This window comes from Streptomyces sp. NPDC006512, from assembly GCF_040611935.1.
Classification (GTDB): Bacteria; Actinomycetota; Actinomycetes; order Streptomycetales; family Streptomycetaceae; genus Streptomyces.
This window is the reverse complement of the sequence record NZ_JBEXPG010000082.1, coordinates 22,380-38,082: the sequence shown is the minus strand read 5'-3', so window position 1 is coordinate 38,082 and position 15,703 is coordinate 22,380. Positions and strand designations below refer to the sequence as shown.

Genomic DNA, 15,703 nt, shown 5'->3' with positions numbered 1-15,703 from the left:
CAGCCCCCGACACACACCCGACCCCATCAAGGGAGCACCGCCCACCCCCGACCCCTCCCAGCCCCCCCCCACCCCGACCAGCCCCCCACCCCACCCACCCGGATCCGGACAGTCCGGCGTCGGGTTCGGACAACCACGGTCGGGGTGCCGTCGTAGGGCTGCCGCGCCCGGCCCCCTCGATGGCACGCTCACTCGCGCCGCCACCCCGGCCACCCCCGCGAAGGAGCACGAGTGACCCACCCCGCGCCCTCTCCCCGCACCCGCCTCGCCGCCGTCCTGCTCGGCGCCGCCGCCCTGGCCGCCACCACGCTCCCGGCGGCCACCGCCACCGCCGCCCCGGCGCCGGGGCCCGCCACCGCCAGCCGGCAGCAGGCCACCGGCACGGGCACCACCCCCACCAGCGCCGCAGGCACCGGCACCGGCAACAGCCAGTACGCCGGTACCGTCCCCCTCGGCACCCACTTCACCGGTACCACCCACCAGCTCCGGGACCCCTCCCGCGGCGACCAGCGCACCCTCGACGCCCTCAACCAGACCTCCGGGCCCGGCGTCCTGTTCACCGACCCCGACAACACCTGGGGCGACGGCAGCGCCTCCCACCGTCAGACCGCGGCCGTGGACGTCCACTACGGCACCGCCGTGACCTGGGACTTCTACCAGGCGGCCTTCGGCCGCAGCGGCGTACGCGGCGACGGCGTCGGCACGACCTCCCGCGTCCACTACGGCACCAACTACGGCAACGCCTTCTGGAGCGACAGCTGCGCCTGCGTGACCTACGGCGACGGCAACGTCCCCGGCCGGCCCCCGACCTCCCTCGACGTCGTCGGCCACGAACTCGCCCACGGCCTGACCGCCTCCACCGCCCGCCTCGCCTACAGCGGCGAGCCCGGCGGGCTCAACGAGGGCACCTCGGACATCCTCGCCACCGCCGGCGAGTTCTTCGCCGACAACAAGACGGACGTCGGCGACTACCTCATCGGCGAACGCGTCTACGACGGCCCGCCCCGCCGCATGGACCGCCCCAGCAGCGACGGCGTCTCCCCCGACTACTGGTCACGCGACGTCTCCGGCCTGCCCCCGCACGCCGCCTCCGGCCCCGCCCGGCACTTCTACTACCTCCTCGCGGAGGGCAGCGGCCCCAAGGTCATCAACGGCGTCGCCTACGACTCCCCCACGCACGACGGCTCCAAGCTCCTCGGCATCGGCCGCGAGAAGGCCACCCAGATCTGGTACCGGGCGCTGACCGTCCACATGACCTCCACCACGAACTACGCGCGCGCCCGCACCGCGACCCTCAAGGCCGCCACCGAGCTGTACGGCGCCTCCTCCCCGGAGGTCGCCCGGGTCGCCGCCGCCTGGACGGCCGTCAACGTCCGCTGACCCCCGCGACCACCCCGCTCCCCGGCCCTGCCCCCGGACGGGCCAGGGTCGGACCCGGACGGGCCCGGGTCGGGCCCGGGTCGGGCCCGGGTCGGGCCCGGGCGCCGGGGGAGTCGCAGCCGTGACACCATCGGGTACGTGCTCGACATCGGCTACTCCCTCTCCCGGCGCTTCCCGGACCCCCCGCAGACCGACTACCGGTCGGCGGACATCCGGACCCTGCGCCACGACCTCTTCTGCGGTGACGTCTACCTCGCCGACACCGACAAGGACCTGGAAGTATCCACAGCCTGGGGATGGGTGCCCGTACTCGACTTCGCCTGGGCGCTCTGCGACATCGTCGAGCAGCTCGACCAGGACCCGCGCGGCAGCCGCTCCGCCAACCGCCAGTACGCCGAACTCGACTTCACCGAGTCCGCGGACCGGATGCTCTTCGAGCGCCGCTTCGGCTGGGTCGACATCGAGGCCGACTGGATGGCGCCCGAAGAGGACCCGCTGACCTTCAGCCACCGCCTGCTGCGCCGCGAGGCCCGTGACTTCCTGCACGACCTGATCGCCGACCTCGTCGACATGCACGACGGCCTCGCCGACAACCCGGTCATCTGGACCCTCCAGGCCCGCTTCCCCCGCGTCCCCGCCTAGCCCCCCGGCCCGGCCGGAATCCCCGAGTCCCTACGCCACCACCCGCACCCCCAGCTGCGCCGCCAGCGCGGGTGCCAGGTCGAACAGCTGCGCCGGGCTGATCACCGCCCCGGCCAGCGCGTCCACCCCCCGCGCGATCCCCAGCTCCGCCGCCTCCCGCAGGTCCACGTCCGTCATCCGGACCCCGCTGAAGTCGGCCCCGCGCAGCGTGCAGTCCCGGAACGCGACCCGCTCCAGCACCGCGCCGCCGAAGTCCGGCTCCACCAGTACGCAGCCCTCGAACACCACGTCCTTGAGGCGTGCCTTCCGCAGGTTCAGGTAGTCGATCTTCCCGCCGCGCACGAGGACCCGCTCCAGAACCGCCCCGTGCAGCTGCACCCCGCCCAGCCGGGCGTCCACCAGCTCCACGTCCCGCAGCGAGGCCCCCGACAGGTCGGTCCCCACTCCCCGGACGCCCTCCAGCACGGAGTCCATGAACCGTGCCTTCGCCAGCCCCGCCTCGTCCAGCGCGCACCGGCGCAGCGCGCAGTCCATGAACCGCGCCCCGACGCCCTCCTGGCCCGCCAGGTCGAGGCCGTCGAACTCCAGCCCGTCGTAGTCCCCGTCCGGCTCCAGGGCAGACCCGTCCCACGCCGTCAGCTCCGGCAGCCGCACCTCCGGCCGCCGCGCCGCCTTCACCGTCCCCTGCCGCTGCCCACCCGTACGCGCCATCCGCCCATCCTGACCCACCCCACTGACAGCCCACCCCACTGACAGCCCGCCCTACGCCGCGTCCGCCGCCAGCGCCGCCAACGGCCCGTCCGTCAGCCGGTACACCGACCACTCGTCCTGCGGCCGCGCGCCGAGGGACTCGTAGAACGCGATCGTCGGCGCGTTCCACTTCAGTACCGACCACTCCAGCCGCGCGTAGCCCCGCTCCGCGCACGTCCGCGCCAGCTCCGCGAGCAGCGCCTTGCCGTGGCCGCCGCCGCGCGCGGAGGGCCTCACGTACAGGTCCTCCAGGTAGATGCCGTGCACCCCGCGCCACGTGGAGAAGTTCAGGAACCACACCGAGAAGCCGACGGGCTCCCCGTCCGGGGACTCCGCGATGTGCGCGTAGGCCGCCGGCCGCTCGCCGAACAGGGCCTCGCGCAGCTGCTCCTCGGACGCGCGCGCCTCGTGCGGGACCTTCTCGTAGGCGGCCAGCTCACGGATCATGGCGTGGATGACGGGAACATCGGTGATTTCGGCGTCACGGATCATGCCGTCACCCTAGGCGCGGGCCGCGCCGTCAGGGCCGGCGGCCCAGCAGCGTCCGCGCCACCCACGCCTCTCGCTCGGGCAGTTCGTCCTCGCCGTCCTCCAGGTCCCACAGGCAGTTCTGCAGCACCCGGCCCAACGTCCAGGCGCGTGCCCGCTCCCGGTCGAGGCCGGCCGCCTCCGTCAGGAGGTCGAAGCGCCACCGCACCTCCTGCGGCCGGAACACGTTCACGAGCGACGGCAGCAGTTCGAAGCCCGGGTCCCCGGCCAGCGGCTTCGGGTCGATCGCCAGCCACTCCTCGCGGCCGCCCGCGCCGCCGCCGAGCACGTTGTCGAAGTGCAGGTCCCAGTGCAGCAGCCGGTCGCCCGGCTCGCCCGCCACTTCCGCGACCGCCGCCGCGCAGTCGAGGAGCAGCCGCCGCTCCCGCGCGTCCGCCGGGACGGCCGCCGCCCGCGGCGCCGCGTCGAGCATCGCCGCCGCGATCGCGCCCAGCCCGCGCAGCCCCGGGGGCGCGGGTACGGACGTCAGCCGGGCCAGCAGTTCCCCGATCACGCGCACCGCCGCCCGGGAGTCCCGCTCGGCGAGCCCCGACAGGGGCCGGCCCTCGTCCAGGCGCTCCAGCAGCATCGTCCCCGTCGGCCCGTCGTGCTCCCGCAGCTCGACGCAGCCCCGCCCGGCCCACGCCCGCAGTGCGAGGGGCTCGCCCGCGCTCTCCTCGTCCGGCACCAGCAGCTTCAGTGCCGCCGGGGTGCCGTCCGCCCGCTCCACGGGGAGCACCAGCGCGGTCGCCCCGTACATGCCGGGTCCGGTCACGCGCAGCCGCCACCGCTCCAGGAACCCGGCCGCCCGCGCCGGCAGTGCCTCGACGAACTCCCGCCCCGCCGCGCCGTTGTCCCGCAGCTGCGCCCGCACCAACCCGTCCGGAATGTCCACCATGGCAACACCCTAGGGAGCGTCGTCGAAGTGGTGCCGTCACGCCCCGATGCCGGCCGCCGCCAGGGTCCGTCCGAAGGCCTCGGCGTCGAACATCGAGCCGTCCTTCGCGCCGACCGGCTTCCCGTCCACGAGGACCGCCGGCGTGCCCTGCACGCCCGTCGCCTCGAAGGCCTTCTCCGCGTCGGCGGCCCACCCCTCGTACGGGGCCGATTCCACCGCCCGGTCGAAGTCCGGGCCGCGCAGCCCCGGGACCCGGTCCGCGATGCGCAGCAGCAGTTCGTCGGTGAAGGCGCCCTTCGGCTGGCTGGCGAAGACCGCCGCGTGGTACTCGGCGAACTTCCCCGCGTCGACGGAGGCCCGCAGCGCGTTCACCGCCCTGACGGAGCCGCTCGCCCCGCCCCGGTCGAGGAAGGAGGCCAGCAGGTACTCGATCCGCACCTTGCCCTCGTCCGCGAGCTTCAGCAGGGTTTCGCCGCCGGCCGCCTCGAACTTCGCGCAGTACCCGCAGCGCGGGTCCACCAGGACCTGTACGGTGCGCGGCGCGTCCGGCCTGCCGACGACCACCTTCGCCCCGTCGGCCGCCGCGGGCAGTTTCGCCAGCCGGTCCGCGATGGGGCTGGTCCGCACGACGGCCGAAGCCGAGGACGACGCGGCGCCGTCCCCGCCGGAGCCGCCGCAGCCGGCCAGCGCCGTTCCCAGCAGGGCCGCCGCGGCGGCCGCCGTCACGATCCGTCCCGCGCGCCCTGTCCCGCGTACCGCCCCGCGCACACCCACCACCGAAACCCTCTCCACGTAAGACCCGCAGCGCCGTCCGGGCCGCCAAAGCCATCAAGTTCGCCAAGGCCGCCAAAGCCCTGAAGCTCTACAAACCCCCCAAGCCACCCCATCGCACCCTACGATCCCGTCCGCCCCGCCCGCATCGGCCATTCGGCCTGGCAACAGGTCCCGAAACACGACATCCCGCCCCTGGACACCCCTCCGGCACCCCGTGTAGCAACTCCCCCATGACGATCAACGGCGGCATTTCCTTCTGGTACGCGACGGACACCACCGCCCCCCAGCCGGCCCGCGCCCCCCTCACCCACGACGCCACGGCCGACGTCGTCATCGTCGGCGGCGGCTACACCGGTCTGTGGACCGCCTACTACCTCAAGTCCTCCGCACCCGACCTGCGCGTCACCGTCCTGGAGCAGAAGTTCTGCGGCTACGGCGCCTCCGGCCGCAACGGCGGCTGGCTCTACAACGGCATCGCCGGCCGCGACCGGTACGCCGAACTCCACGGCCACCAGGCCGCCCTCCGCCTCCAGCAGGCCATGAACGACACGGTCACCGAGGTCATCGACGTCACCGTCAAGGAGGGCATCGAGGCCGACGTCCACCGCGGCGGCGTCCTCGAAGTCGCCCGCACCCCCGCCCAGCTGACCCGCCTCAGGGCCTTCCACACCGCCGAGCTCGGCTTCGGCGAGACCGACCGCGAGTTCCACGACGCCCCCGCCACCCGCGCCCGCGTCGACATCGCCGACGCCGTCGGCTCCAGCTGGACCCCGCACGGCGCCCGGGTCCACCCCCTGAAACTGGTCAAGGGCCTCGCCGCGGCCTGCGAACGCCTCGGGGTCGTCATCCACGAGTCGACCCCCGTCACCGAGATCGCCCCCCGCCGCGCCGTCACCCCGTACGGCACGGTCCGCGCCCCCTTCGTCCTGCGCTGCACCGAGGGCTTCACCGCGGCCCTCAAGGGCCAGAAGCGCACCTGGCTCCCGATGAACTCCTCGATGATCGCCACGGCCCCGCTGCCGCCGGAGGTCTGGGACTCCCTCGGCTGGTCGGGGCGCGAGGTCATCGGCGACATGGCCCACGCCTACATGTACGCCCAGCGCACCGCGGACGACCGCATCGCGATCGGCGGCCGCGGCGTCCCGTACCGCTACGGCTCGCGCACGGACAACGACGGCCGCACCCAGCCGGCCACGATCACCGCCCTGACCGCCCTCCTCACCTCGTTCTTCCCCCAGCTCACCGGTACGGAGATCACCCACGCCTGGTCCGGAGTCCTCGGCGTGCCCCGCGACTGGTGCGCCACCGTCTCCCTGGACCGCACCACCGGCCTCGGCCTGGCCGGCGGCTACGTCGGCTCCGGCGTCGCCACCGCCAACCTCGCGGCCCGCACCCTGCGCGACCTGGTCCTGGAGAACTACACGGACCTGACCTCGCTCCCCTGGGTCAACCACCGCGTCCGCCGCTGGGAGCCGGAGCCCTTCCGCTGGCTCGGCGTCCAGGCCCTGTACGCCGCCTACCGCGAGGCCGACCGCCACGAGACCGCCACCCACCGCCCCACGACAACCCCCCTGGCCCGCCTGGCCAACCGCATCTCAGGCCGCCACTGACCCCGAACACAGGAAGGCCCCGGGTGATCACCCGGGGCCTTCCTCTTTCGTCCGAACCCCTCGGTCGACAAGCCTCTGACCTGGGGTGGAGCCGCCTATCGGAATCGAACCGATGACCTGGAGCTTACAAGGCAACCGCTCTGCCAACTGAGCTAAGGCGGCATGACGCCCACCCGCAAACCCACCACGCGTGGAGCCGCCATCACTCTACACAGGCCCGGATTCCCCGAGCCATCACGTTCTGGGGGTCCCGTAACCGCCAGCGCACACGTTCGTTGAACGAACTGGCGTGCCGTTCTGAAGATCAGATCGGGGGGAGTGATGGCGAACCGCGTGACGGGGGACGAAGCCCGTCGCATCAAGCGCGAACACCTCGGGGTGGGTGATCGCACCAAACACCGGACGCGGACAGCAGCTCCGCTGAAGGGCCTGAGCAGGGAACCCGGCGCGCAGCAGCGCGTCTACCGGTTCCGTGTCTACCCCACCGCCGAGCAGGCGGCCCAGCTCGCCCGCACCTTCGGCGCCTGCCGCTGGGTCTACAACGAGGGCCTCGCCCTCCGGGCGAAGGCCTGGGAGGAACACCGGGTCTCGCTGGGCTTCGCGGAGACGTGCCGGGCGCTGACGGGCTGGAAGCGGCTACCGGAGACGGTATGGCTGAGGGAGGCGTCCTCGACGGTCCTCCAGCAGTCGCTGCGGCACCTCGACTCGGCGTTCTCCCGGTTCTTCAGGGGATCGGCGAAGTACCCGCGGCGGAAGTCGAAGCACCGGTCGCGCGACTCCGCGACCTACGTCCGCTCCGGCTTCCGCTGGGCCGAGGACCCGGAGCGCCCGGGCACGGCCTCGGTCACGCTGGCCAAGCAGACGACACCCCTGGACGTGCGCTGGTCCCGCGCGGTGCCGCCGGGGCAGTTGCCGGTGAAACTGACGGTCACCCGGGACCGGGCGGGCCGGTTCTTCCTTTCCGTGCTGGTCGAGGAGTTCATCTCGGCGCTCCCCGAGGCGTTCCTCCCCGACAGCCGGGAGCCGAAGGCGGTCGGGCTGGACCTCGGACTCGCGACGCTGGTGACGCTGGACGACGGGGAGAAGCTGCCGCACCCCCGGCTGCTGAGGCAGTACGAGAAGCAGCTCGCCTCGCTCCAGCGCGACCTGCACCGGAAGCGGAAGGGTTCGAAGAACCGCGAGAAGGCCCGCGTGCGGATCGCCCGCCTGTACGCCTCGATCGGTGATGTCCGGAGTGATCTCCTGGACCGGTTCACGACCCGCCTCGTGCGCGAGAACCAAGTGCTCGTGGTGGAGGACCTGCCGATCCGCAATCTCGCGCGCGCGGCGACGGGACGGGGCAGTCGCCGCAAGGCAGCACTGAACCGGTCCCTGTCCGACGCGGCTTGGGGCGAACTCCTACGCCGGCTCCACTACAAGTGCGCGTGGTACGGACGGACGCTGGTGATCGTGGACCGGTTCTTCCCTTCTACCCGGCGCTGCTCCTCGTGCCACACGAAGGGACCGAAGCTCGACGTCTCCATCCGCGCGTGGACCTGCACGGAGTGCGGTGCGGCCCACGACCGGGACACGAACGCCGCCGTGAACCTCCGGGAAGAGGGGATGCGGCTCTACTGGACGGTGGCCGCGGCGCTTCCGCCCGGGCAGAAGCCCGCGTGTGTGATCCGGGCTTCCGACCTGGTGGATCTCGCACCGGCCGCGTAGCCACCCGCAGTACGGACCGACGGGCCGTCGGCCGCAATGCCTGTGGAGCCCGTGTCAGACCGGCCGGGCGGGACCCTCAGGGTCACGCCGGACCGGCAACGGGCGTGGAAGCAGGAATCACCACTGGTGACAGTGGTGGGGCGTAGCGCCATGGCCAAAAGCGCGTTGCTCTGCCTCTCGCCAGAGCACGGTGCCGCCCCCGCCGGCCGCTCGCACACCGGCCCCGGCCCGCCGGGCGAGGTTCAGATCACGGGGGGCGGGGTGCTGACAGGAGGCGGCGGGGCGGGTAGCGTCGGGCGGAGTCCTGTTACTGGACTAGACCTTCCACTCGGATCGTCCGGCACGTTCCTGCCGGTAGAAGGGATTCATCACCATGGCTTCTGTCACTTTCGACAAGGCGACCCGGCTGTACCCCGGCGGCGACAAGCCCGCCGTCGACCAGCTGGAGCTGGAGATCGAGGACGGCGAGTTCCTCGTCCTCGTCGGCCCCTCCGGCTGCGGCAAGTCCACCTCCCTGCGCATGCTCGCGGGCCTGGAGGACGTCAACGGCGGCGCCATCCGCATCGGTGACCGCGACGTCACGCACCTGCCGCCCAAGGACCGGGACATCGCGATGGTGTTCCAGAACTACGCGCTCTACCCGCACATGACCGTCGCCGACAACATGGGCTTCGCGCTCAAGATCGCGGGCGAGGACAAGGCGACCATCCGCCGCAAGGTCGAGGACGCGGCGAAGATGCTCGACCTCACCACCTACCTCGACCGCAAGCCGAAGGCGCTCTCCGGCGGCCAGCGCCAGCGCGTCGCCATGGGCCGCGCCATCGTGCGCAAGCCGCAGGTCTTCCTCATGGACGAGCCGCTGTCGAACCTCGACGCCAAGCTCCGCGTCTCGACCCGCACCCAGATCGCCGCGCTCCAGCGCGACCTCGGCATCACGACGGTCTACGTCACCCACGACCAGGTCGAGGCCATGACCATGGGCGACCGGGTCGCGGTCCTCAAGGACGGTCTGCTCCAGCAGGTCGACACCCCGCGCAACATGTACGACCGCCCCGCGAACCTCTTCGTGGCCGGGTTCATCGGCTCGCCGGCCATGAACCTCGTCGAGGTACCGATCACCGACGGCGGCGTGAAGTTCGGCGACAGCATCGTCCCCGTCTCGCGCGAGGCGCTGTCCGCCGCCGCCGACGCGGGCGACCGCACCGTCACGGTCGGCGTGCGCCCCGAGCACTTCGACATCGGCGACACCGGCGGCCTGACCATCACCGTGAACGTCGTCGAGGAACTCGGCGCCGACGGCTACGTCTACGGCAGCGCCGCGGTCGGCGCCGACAAGGCCAAGGACATCGTGGTCCGCGTCGGCGGCCGCCAGGTCCCGGAGAAGGGCTCGACGCTGCGCGTGGTGCCGCGCGCCGACGAGATCCACGTGTTCTCGACCTCCTCGGGCGCCCGCCTCTCCGGCTGACACCCGCCGCACGGAACACAGAAGGAGGGGCGCCCCGCCAAGGGGCGCCCCTCCTTCGGCAGTTGCGGCCGGCCCGCGCCAACCCCCGCCGGAGACCCCGCCGAAGCCCCGCCGGAGCCCGCGCGCATCCCGCGCCGGCCCCCGCGCCAAACCCCGGCAGACCGGGCCATTCGGCCGCACCCGTCAACCCCTTATTCGAAAAGCCACGTCGAACCATCCCCCGACAGGGTGACTAAATGTCGCCAAATCTTCACCGAGCGCTACTCTCGCCCTCGTGACCCACACTGCCCGCCGTATCGGCCGTTCCCTCGCCCTGGTCCTGCCCGTCGTCCTGGTCCTGTCCGGGACCCTCGCGGTCACCATGGTCCCCTGGGCGGACAACACCCCCTCCCAGATCCTCACCGCCTCCGCCGAGGACGTGTCCGTCCCCGCGAAGCCGCGCGCCGCACAGGAACTCCTGCGCGACAAGCTGCTCAGCGAGCTCCAGCAGGGCCAGGAGCCGGGCGCCGTCCTCACGCACCTCCAGCAGGAGGTGGACCGGCGGCCGTCGCTCGCCGAGCACTGCGTGGGCATCGCGCGCGCTCTGGGCCGGGCCGCCGTCGACGCGTACGGGCCCACGAAGGCCCAGTCCTTCGCGCGCCCCGTCTGCGACACCTCCTACGCGGCCGGCGTCGCCTCCATGGGCTGACCCCCGCCGACCCCCGCCGCGCCTGCCACCGCCGGGGCAGGGGCCGTCCCTACGCTGACGGCCATGAGCGACGTCCCTCCAGTACCCCCCGCACCTCCCGTACTTCCCCAATCCACCGATCTCGCGGCCGCGTTCCCGGCCTTCCCCACCCAGGCGGTCGTCCTGGCGGGCGGCCAGGGTTCGCGGCTGCGGCCGTATACGGACGACCGGCCGAAGCCGATGGTCGAGATCCCGGGTACGGGGCTGCCGATCATCGGACACCAGCTGGCCTGGCTCGCGGCGGAGGGGGTCACCGACGCCGTCGTCTCCTGCGGGCACCTCGCCGAGGTGCTCCAGGAGTGGCTGGCCCGGGCCCCGTTGCCGCTCCGCGTGACCACCGTCGTCGAGGAGGAGCCGCTGGGACGCGGCGGCGGCCTCAAGTACGCCGCCCGCCGGCTCCCGCACGCCGACCGGCCCTGGTACGCGACGAACGGCGACGTGTGGACCCGGTTCCCGCTGCGCGAGATGGCCGCCTTCCACACCGAACGCGGGGCCGTGGCGACCCTGGCGCTGGCCCGGCCGCGCATGCCGTGGGGGGTCGTGGAGACCAACGAGTACGGGCAGGTACTGGACTTCATCGAGGCGCCGCCGTCGCCTTATCCGATCAACGCGGGGGTGTACGTCTTCGCCCCCGAATTCACCGCGCTGCTGCCCGACTTGGGGGACCACGAGCGGACGACGTTCCCGCGCCTGGCCCGCGAACGCCGGCTGGCGGGCTATCCGCTGCCCCAGGGGGCCTACTGGCGGGCGATCGACACCGCGAAGGACCTGACCGAGGCCGCACGGGAGTTGGCGGCCCAGACGGCCCCCTGAGGCTTCCTCGGACCCCGGCCGCCCGGCGACCCCGCCCCGCTCCCACACACCCGCACGCCCGCACGCCCGCACGCGAAGGGGCCCGGCACGCTCCTCGCGCGCCGGGCCCCCGGGCCGTGTCGGGTGTGCCGTACGGGTCAGCCGAGCAGGCCGCCGACCAGGCCGGGCTTCTTGGTCGGGGTGTCCCCGCCGCCACCGCTCCCGCCGCGGCTCCCCGAGGACGAGGTGGGCGGCTGCTGCGGGCTGGACTGCTTCGGGGCGCTGCTGCGCGGGGCCCGGCTGCTCGTACCGCTGCCGCCCTTGGTGGCGGACGGGGTCCCGCCGCCGGTGCCCGCGGTCTCCCGGGCCGTGGAGCCGGTACTGGTACGGCCGGGCTTCGCCGTCGGCGCCGAGGGGGCCACGGACGGGGCCGGCGCCTGCTTCGACGGCTGCTGCCGCACGGGCTCGGGCTGCCTGGCCGGAGCCTTCTGGAGCGGCGTACCCGGCAGGTAGTTGCTCGGGGCCTCTCCCGGCCCGGGCACGGTGACCACCGTGGAGGAGCGCACGGCCCCGCCGAGGAGGGAACCGACGAGCAGGGTGAGCCCGCACACGACGGTGGCCATGACGGCCCCGCGCCGCAGGACCCGCCGGCGCAGCCGCCAGACCTCGGAGCGCGGGCCGAGCGTGCGCCACGCCTCGCCCGCGAGCCGCCCGTCGAGGGAGTACACCGGCGCGCCCGCGATGATCAGCGGGCTCCAGGCGGCCAGGTAGATGATGTCGGGCGCGTCGTACGCCGGGACGGTCTTCCAGCTCACCGTCATCAGCAGCGCGGCGGACAGCAGCGCGCCGATGCAGGCGGCGAACCGCTGCCACAGCCCGAAGACCGTCAGGACGCCCACGATCACCTGGAGGAAGGCCACGCTCAGCCCGGCCCCGACCGGGTGCGCCAGCGCGAAGTCGCGCAGCGGCTCGGCCAGCGCCCACGGGTGCAGGGTCTGGAGCCAGGTGACCATGGAGCCGCGTTCGCCGCCGTCGAAGTAGACGGGGTCGCACAGCTTGCCCATGCCGGCGTAGACGGAGATGAACCCGAGGAAGACGCGCAGCGGGAGCAGCACCACGCCGAGGTTCATGCGGCGGCCGGGGTAGTAGGAGGCCTGGCCGCGGGCGTCGCCGGCCCGCCGGGAGTCGCCGTCCGGGTCCCCGCCGGGGTACTGCGGCGCGTGGTGCTCGCGCGGCAGGTCCCGTACGGCGGCCAGTGGGCGGGTGTCCTCCGGGTCCCCGTAGCTGCGCTGACCGATGACGGTCGGCGTGGCGAGGGTGTCCCCGGCGAGGTCGTGGGCCAGGTCCACGCGGGGGATGACCTGGGTGGCGCCGCCGTCGTACTCGTCGTGGCCGCGCCCCGCCTCCCGTACGGCTTGCAGGAGTCCGCCCATCGCGGCGGAGTCGCCGGGGGCGGACTTGCCGCTCCACACGACGGGGGCCCGGCGGCGGGTGGCTCCGGCGGCGGCGACCGCGGCCACGCCGAGGACGGGCGCGCGGCCGGGGGCATTCGCGGGCTTGGAACGCGCGCTCGGGCTCGGTGCGAGCCGCACGCGGAAGCTGGCGTGGTTGACGATGACCTGTGCGGGGTCGCACGGCACCTTGACCATGCTCAGCGCGGGCTGGTCGTCGAACCCTGACGTTCTGGTGTCCACACTCATCTAACCGAGTGATCAGTGTTTAGGACACTGCCTTGACATCAGGGATCTGTCCGAGACCCGTCAAGATCAAGTCACCCCGCCCGAAAAGGGCGGGGTGACACGCTCACGTGTCACTTTCCGTGAGCCAAGTGGATCAAGCCGGCCGTCCGTTCGCCGGGACGGCCGGACGGATCAGGCGCGGCCGCGCTCGGCGCGGCGGCGGGCCGCCTCGTAGAGGACGACGCCCGCGGCGACACCGGCGTTCAGCGACTCGGCGCCGCCCGGCATCGGGATGCGGACCAGGTAGTCGCAGTTCTCGCCGACGAGGCGGCCGAGGCCCTTGCCCTCGGAGCCGACGACGATGACGACGGGACCGGCGAGCGCTTCCAGGTCGTTGACCGTGTGCTCGCCCTCGGCGGCGAGGCCGACGACGGTGATGCCGGCCTTCTTGTAGTCCTGGAGGGCGCGGGTCAGGTTGGTGACGCGGGAGACCGGGGTGCGGGCCGCGGTGCCGGCCGAGGTCTTCCAGGCGCCGGCGGTCATGCCGGCGGCGCGGCGCTCGGGGATGACCACGCCGTGGCCGCCGAAGGCGGAGACGGAGCGGACGATGGCGCCGAGGTTGCGCGGGTCGGTGACCCCGTCGAGGGCGACGATCAGCGGGTCGTCGCCGGTTTCGTACGCGGCGGCGGTGAGGTCCTCCGGGTGCGCGTACTCGTACGGCGGGACCTGGAGGACGAGGCCCTGGTGGTTGAGCCCGTTGGTCATCCGGTCGAGCTCGGGGCGCGGGGCTTCCATCAGGTTGATGTTGCCGCGCTCGGAGGCGAGCTGGAGGGCCTCGCGGACGCGCTCGTCGTTGTCGATGAACTGCTGGACGTAGAGGGTGGTGGCGGGGACGCCGTCGCGCAGCGCCTCGAAGACCGGGTTGCGGCCGACGACCATCTCGCTGGTGCCCTTGGGGCCGCCGCGGCGCGGGGCGGGGCGGCGCTTGGCGGCCTGGCGGGCGATGGCGTTGCTGATCCGGTTCGCCTTGTGCTTCTTGCGGTCCTCGGCCTTGGGCGTGGGGCCCTTTCCTTCCAGGCCCTTGCGCCGCTGGCCACCGCTGCCGACCGTGGCGCCCTTCTTGTTGGACGTGCGGCGGTTCCTGCGCTGGCTGTTCCCGGCCATGACCTCTACCTGTTTCGTTGGTGCTGCGATATGTACGTATGAAGAGTGTGCCGCCCGGATCGCCGGGCGGCACAGTCGGACTGCTCCGGCTCCGCCGGGCTCAGCGGGGGCCGAGCGTCCAGCGCGGACCCGTCGGGCTGTCCTCGACGACCAGGCCGGACTGCTGGAGCTGGTCGCGGATGGCGTCGGCGGTCGCCCAGTCCTTGCGGGCCCGGGCGGACTCGCGCTGCTCCAGGACGAGGCGTACGAGGGTGTCCACGGCGCCGTGGAGGTCCTCGCCGCGGTCGGATTCGCCGGCCCAGTGCGGGTCGAGCGGGTCCAGGCCGAGCACGGCCAGCATGGCCCGTACCTCCGACAGACGGGCGATCGCCGCGTCCTTGTCGTCGGCGGCGAGCGCGCTGTTGCCCTGGCGGACGGTGGTGTGGACGATGGCGAGCGCCTGCGGGACGCCCAGGTCGTCGTCCATCGCCTCGGCGAAGGCCGGCGGCACCTCGGCGGCGGCCTCGACGGGCCCGCCCGCCTTCTCGATGACGCGCTGGTAGAAGCCCTCGATGCGGGCGAAGGCGGACTCCGCCTCGCGCAGGGCCTCCTCGCTGTACTCGATCATCGACCGGTAGTGCGGGGTGCCGAGGTAGTAGCGCAGGACGATCGGGCGCCACTGCTTGACCATCTCGGAGACGAGGACCGAGTTCCCGAGGGACTTGGACATCTTCTCGCCGGACATGGTGACCCAGGCGTTGTGCACCCAGTACTTCGCGAACTCGTCGCCGAAGGCCTTGGCCTGGGCGATCTCGTTCTCGTGGTGCGGGAAGATCAGGTCCAGGCCGCCGCCGTGGATGTCGAAGGCCTCGCCGAGGTACTTGTGCGCCATCGCGGAGCATTCGAGGTGCCAGCCGGGACGGCCGCGGCCCCAGGGCGTCTCCCAGGAGGGCTCGCCGGGCTTGACGGACTTCCACATGGCGAAGTCGCGCGCGTCGCGCTTGCCGGTCTCGCCGGTGGACTCCGGCTGGCGGATGTTGTCGAGCTCCTGGCGGGACAGCGAGAGGTAGCCCGGGAAGGACTTCACGTCGAAGTAGACGTTGCCCTCGGACTCGTAGGCGTGGCCGCGCTCGATGAGCCCGCGCATCATCTCGACCATCTCGGTGACGTGTCCGGTCGCGCGGGGCTCGTAGGTGGGCGGGAGGCAGCCGAGGGCCGAGTAGCCGTCGTTGAAGGCGCGCTCGTTCTCGTAGCCGATGGACCACCAGGGGCGGCGCTGCTCGGCGGACTTCGCGATGATCTTGTCGTCGATGTCCGTGACGTTGCGGATGAAGGTGACCTCGTAGCCCCGGTACTCGAACCAGCGGCGCATCATGTCGAAGTTGAGGCCCGACCGGATGTGCCCGATGTGCGGGGCCGCCTGGACGGTGGCGCCACAGAGGTAGATCGAGACACAGCCCGCTGTGAGCGGGGTGAAGTCGCGGATCTGCCGGGCGCTGGTGTCGTACAGGCGAATAGTCACGGCATCCAGGGTAGTGCGCCTCTAGCAGTGCCCCGCGACCCTTTGGGGACGCGGGGGCGGGGATTGCCGCCGAAGCGGTGCGGACGGGG

Annotated in this window: 13 protein-coding genes, 1 tRNA gene and 1 pseudogene; 7 read left to right on the top strand and 8 right to left on the bottom strand. The window is 72.9% G+C overall.

Annotated features, from left to right (window positions below; all coding sequences use genetic code 11):
• Positions 1-411 precede the first annotated feature (411 nt).
• Together ABZZ17_RS36480 and ABZZ17_RS36475 are read left to right on the top strand one after the other, a co-directional pair.
• Positions 412-1,380 (top strand): annotated as a pseudogene (locus ABZZ17_RS36480) (M4 family metallopeptidase); the annotation flags it as partial.
• Between the two features lie 138 nt (positions 1,381-1,518).
• On the top strand, positions 1,519-2,022 hold the full coding sequence (locus ABZZ17_RS36475; RefSeq protein ID WP_356883016.1) for a hypothetical protein: 504 nt from the start codon (positions 1,519-1,521) through the stop codon (positions 2,020-2,022).
• Between the two features lie 30 nt (positions 2,023-2,052).
• Here ABZZ17_RS36475 and ABZZ17_RS36470 read toward each other — a convergent pair whose 3' ends face one another.
• Genes ABZZ17_RS36470 through ABZZ17_RS36455 form a run of 4 tightly spaced genes read right to left on the bottom strand, consistent with a single transcriptional unit; the run spans position 2,053 to position 4,924 of the window.
• A complete protein-coding gene (locus tag ABZZ17_RS36470; protein WP_356883015.1) occupies positions 2,053-2,733 on the bottom strand; it encodes a pentapeptide repeat-containing protein in 681 nt (226 codons plus the stop codon).
• Between the two features lie 51 nt (positions 2,734-2,784).
• On the bottom strand, positions 2,785-3,264 hold the full coding sequence (locus ABZZ17_RS36465) for a GNAT family N-acetyltransferase (protein WP_356883013.1): 480 nt from the start codon (positions 3,262-3,264) through the stop codon (positions 2,785-2,787).
• Positions 3,265-3,292: 28 nt separating this feature from the next.
• Positions 3,293-4,198 carry an aminoglycoside phosphotransferase family protein gene (locus ABZZ17_RS36460; protein WP_356883011.1) on the bottom strand — a complete coding sequence of 302 codons (906 nt, stop codon included), beginning with the start codon at positions 4,196-4,198 and terminating at the stop codon, positions 3,293-3,295.
• 36 nt (positions 4,199-4,234) lie between these two features.
• Positions 4,235-4,924 (bottom strand): thioredoxin domain-containing protein, encoded by a 690-nt coding sequence (locus ABZZ17_RS36455; RefSeq protein WP_356883009.1) that lies wholly within the window; start codon positions 4,922-4,924, stop codon positions 4,235-4,237.
• Between the two features lie 278 nt (positions 4,925-5,202).
• Here ABZZ17_RS36455 and ABZZ17_RS36450 point away from each other — a divergent pair, with 278 nt between their 5' ends.
• A complete protein-coding gene (locus tag ABZZ17_RS36450) occupies positions 5,203-6,582 on the top strand; it encodes an FAD-dependent oxidoreductase (protein ID WP_356883007.1) in 1,380 nt (459 codons plus the stop codon).
• 86 nt (positions 6,583-6,668) lie between these two features.
• Here the strand turns inward: ABZZ17_RS36450 and ABZZ17_RS36445 are convergent.
• A tRNA-Thr gene (locus tag ABZZ17_RS36445) sits at positions 6,669-6,744 on the bottom strand.
• Positions 6,745-6,903: 159 nt separating this feature from the next.
• Between ABZZ17_RS36445 and ABZZ17_RS36440 the strand changes: the two genes are divergently transcribed.
• The 4 genes from ABZZ17_RS36440 to ABZZ17_RS36425 all read left to right on the top strand — a co-directional run bounded on the left by ABZZ17_RS36440 (position 6,904) and on the right by ABZZ17_RS36425 (position 11,291).
• Complete coding sequence (locus ABZZ17_RS36440) at positions 6,904-8,286, top strand: RNA-guided endonuclease TnpB family protein (protein ID WP_356883005.1); 1,383 nt, start codon at positions 6,904-6,906, stop codon at positions 8,284-8,286.
• Between the two features lie 373 nt (positions 8,287-8,659).
• Positions 8,660-9,751, top strand: a complete 1,092-nt coding sequence (ugpC, locus tag ABZZ17_RS36435; RefSeq protein ID WP_356883003.1) for a sn-glycerol-3-phosphate ABC transporter ATP-binding protein UgpC — start codon at positions 8,660-8,662, stop codon at positions 9,749-9,751.
• A 274-nt stretch (positions 9,752-10,025) separates the two neighbouring features.
• Positions 10,026-10,439: a hypothetical protein gene (locus ABZZ17_RS36430; protein WP_356883001.1), complete on the top strand. Its 414-nt coding sequence runs from the start codon at positions 10,026-10,028 to the stop codon at positions 10,437-10,439.
• Between the two features lie 63 nt (positions 10,440-10,502).
• Positions 10,503-11,291 (top strand): nucleotidyltransferase family protein, encoded by a 789-nt coding sequence (locus ABZZ17_RS36425; RefSeq protein ID WP_356882999.1) that lies wholly within the window; start codon positions 10,503-10,505, stop codon positions 11,289-11,291.
• 137 nt (positions 11,292-11,428) lie between these two features.
• On the opposite strand, the gene ABZZ17_RS36420 is transcribed toward ABZZ17_RS36425, so the two are convergent.
• From ABZZ17_RS36420 to cysS, 3 genes are all read right to left on the bottom strand, one after another.
• Positions 11,429-12,970 (bottom strand): DoxX family membrane protein, encoded by a 1,542-nt coding sequence (locus ABZZ17_RS36420; protein WP_356882998.1) that lies wholly within the window; start codon positions 12,968-12,970, stop codon positions 11,429-11,431.
• Between the two features lie 171 nt (positions 12,971-13,141).
• The gene (gene rlmB, locus ABZZ17_RS36415; RefSeq protein ID WP_356882996.1) at positions 13,142-14,113 is read right to left on the bottom strand and encodes a 23S rRNA (guanosine(2251)-2'-O)-methyltransferase RlmB; all 972 of its coding nucleotides are present in this window, start codon (positions 14,111-14,113) and stop codon (positions 13,142-13,144) included.
• Positions 14,114-14,213: 100 nt separating this feature from the next.
• Entirely contained in the window at positions 14,214-15,614 is a 1,401-nt protein-coding gene (gene cysS / locus ABZZ17_RS36410; RefSeq protein ID WP_356882994.1) for a cysteine--tRNA ligase, read from the bottom strand.
• Positions 15,615-15,703: the final 89 nt, after the last annotated feature.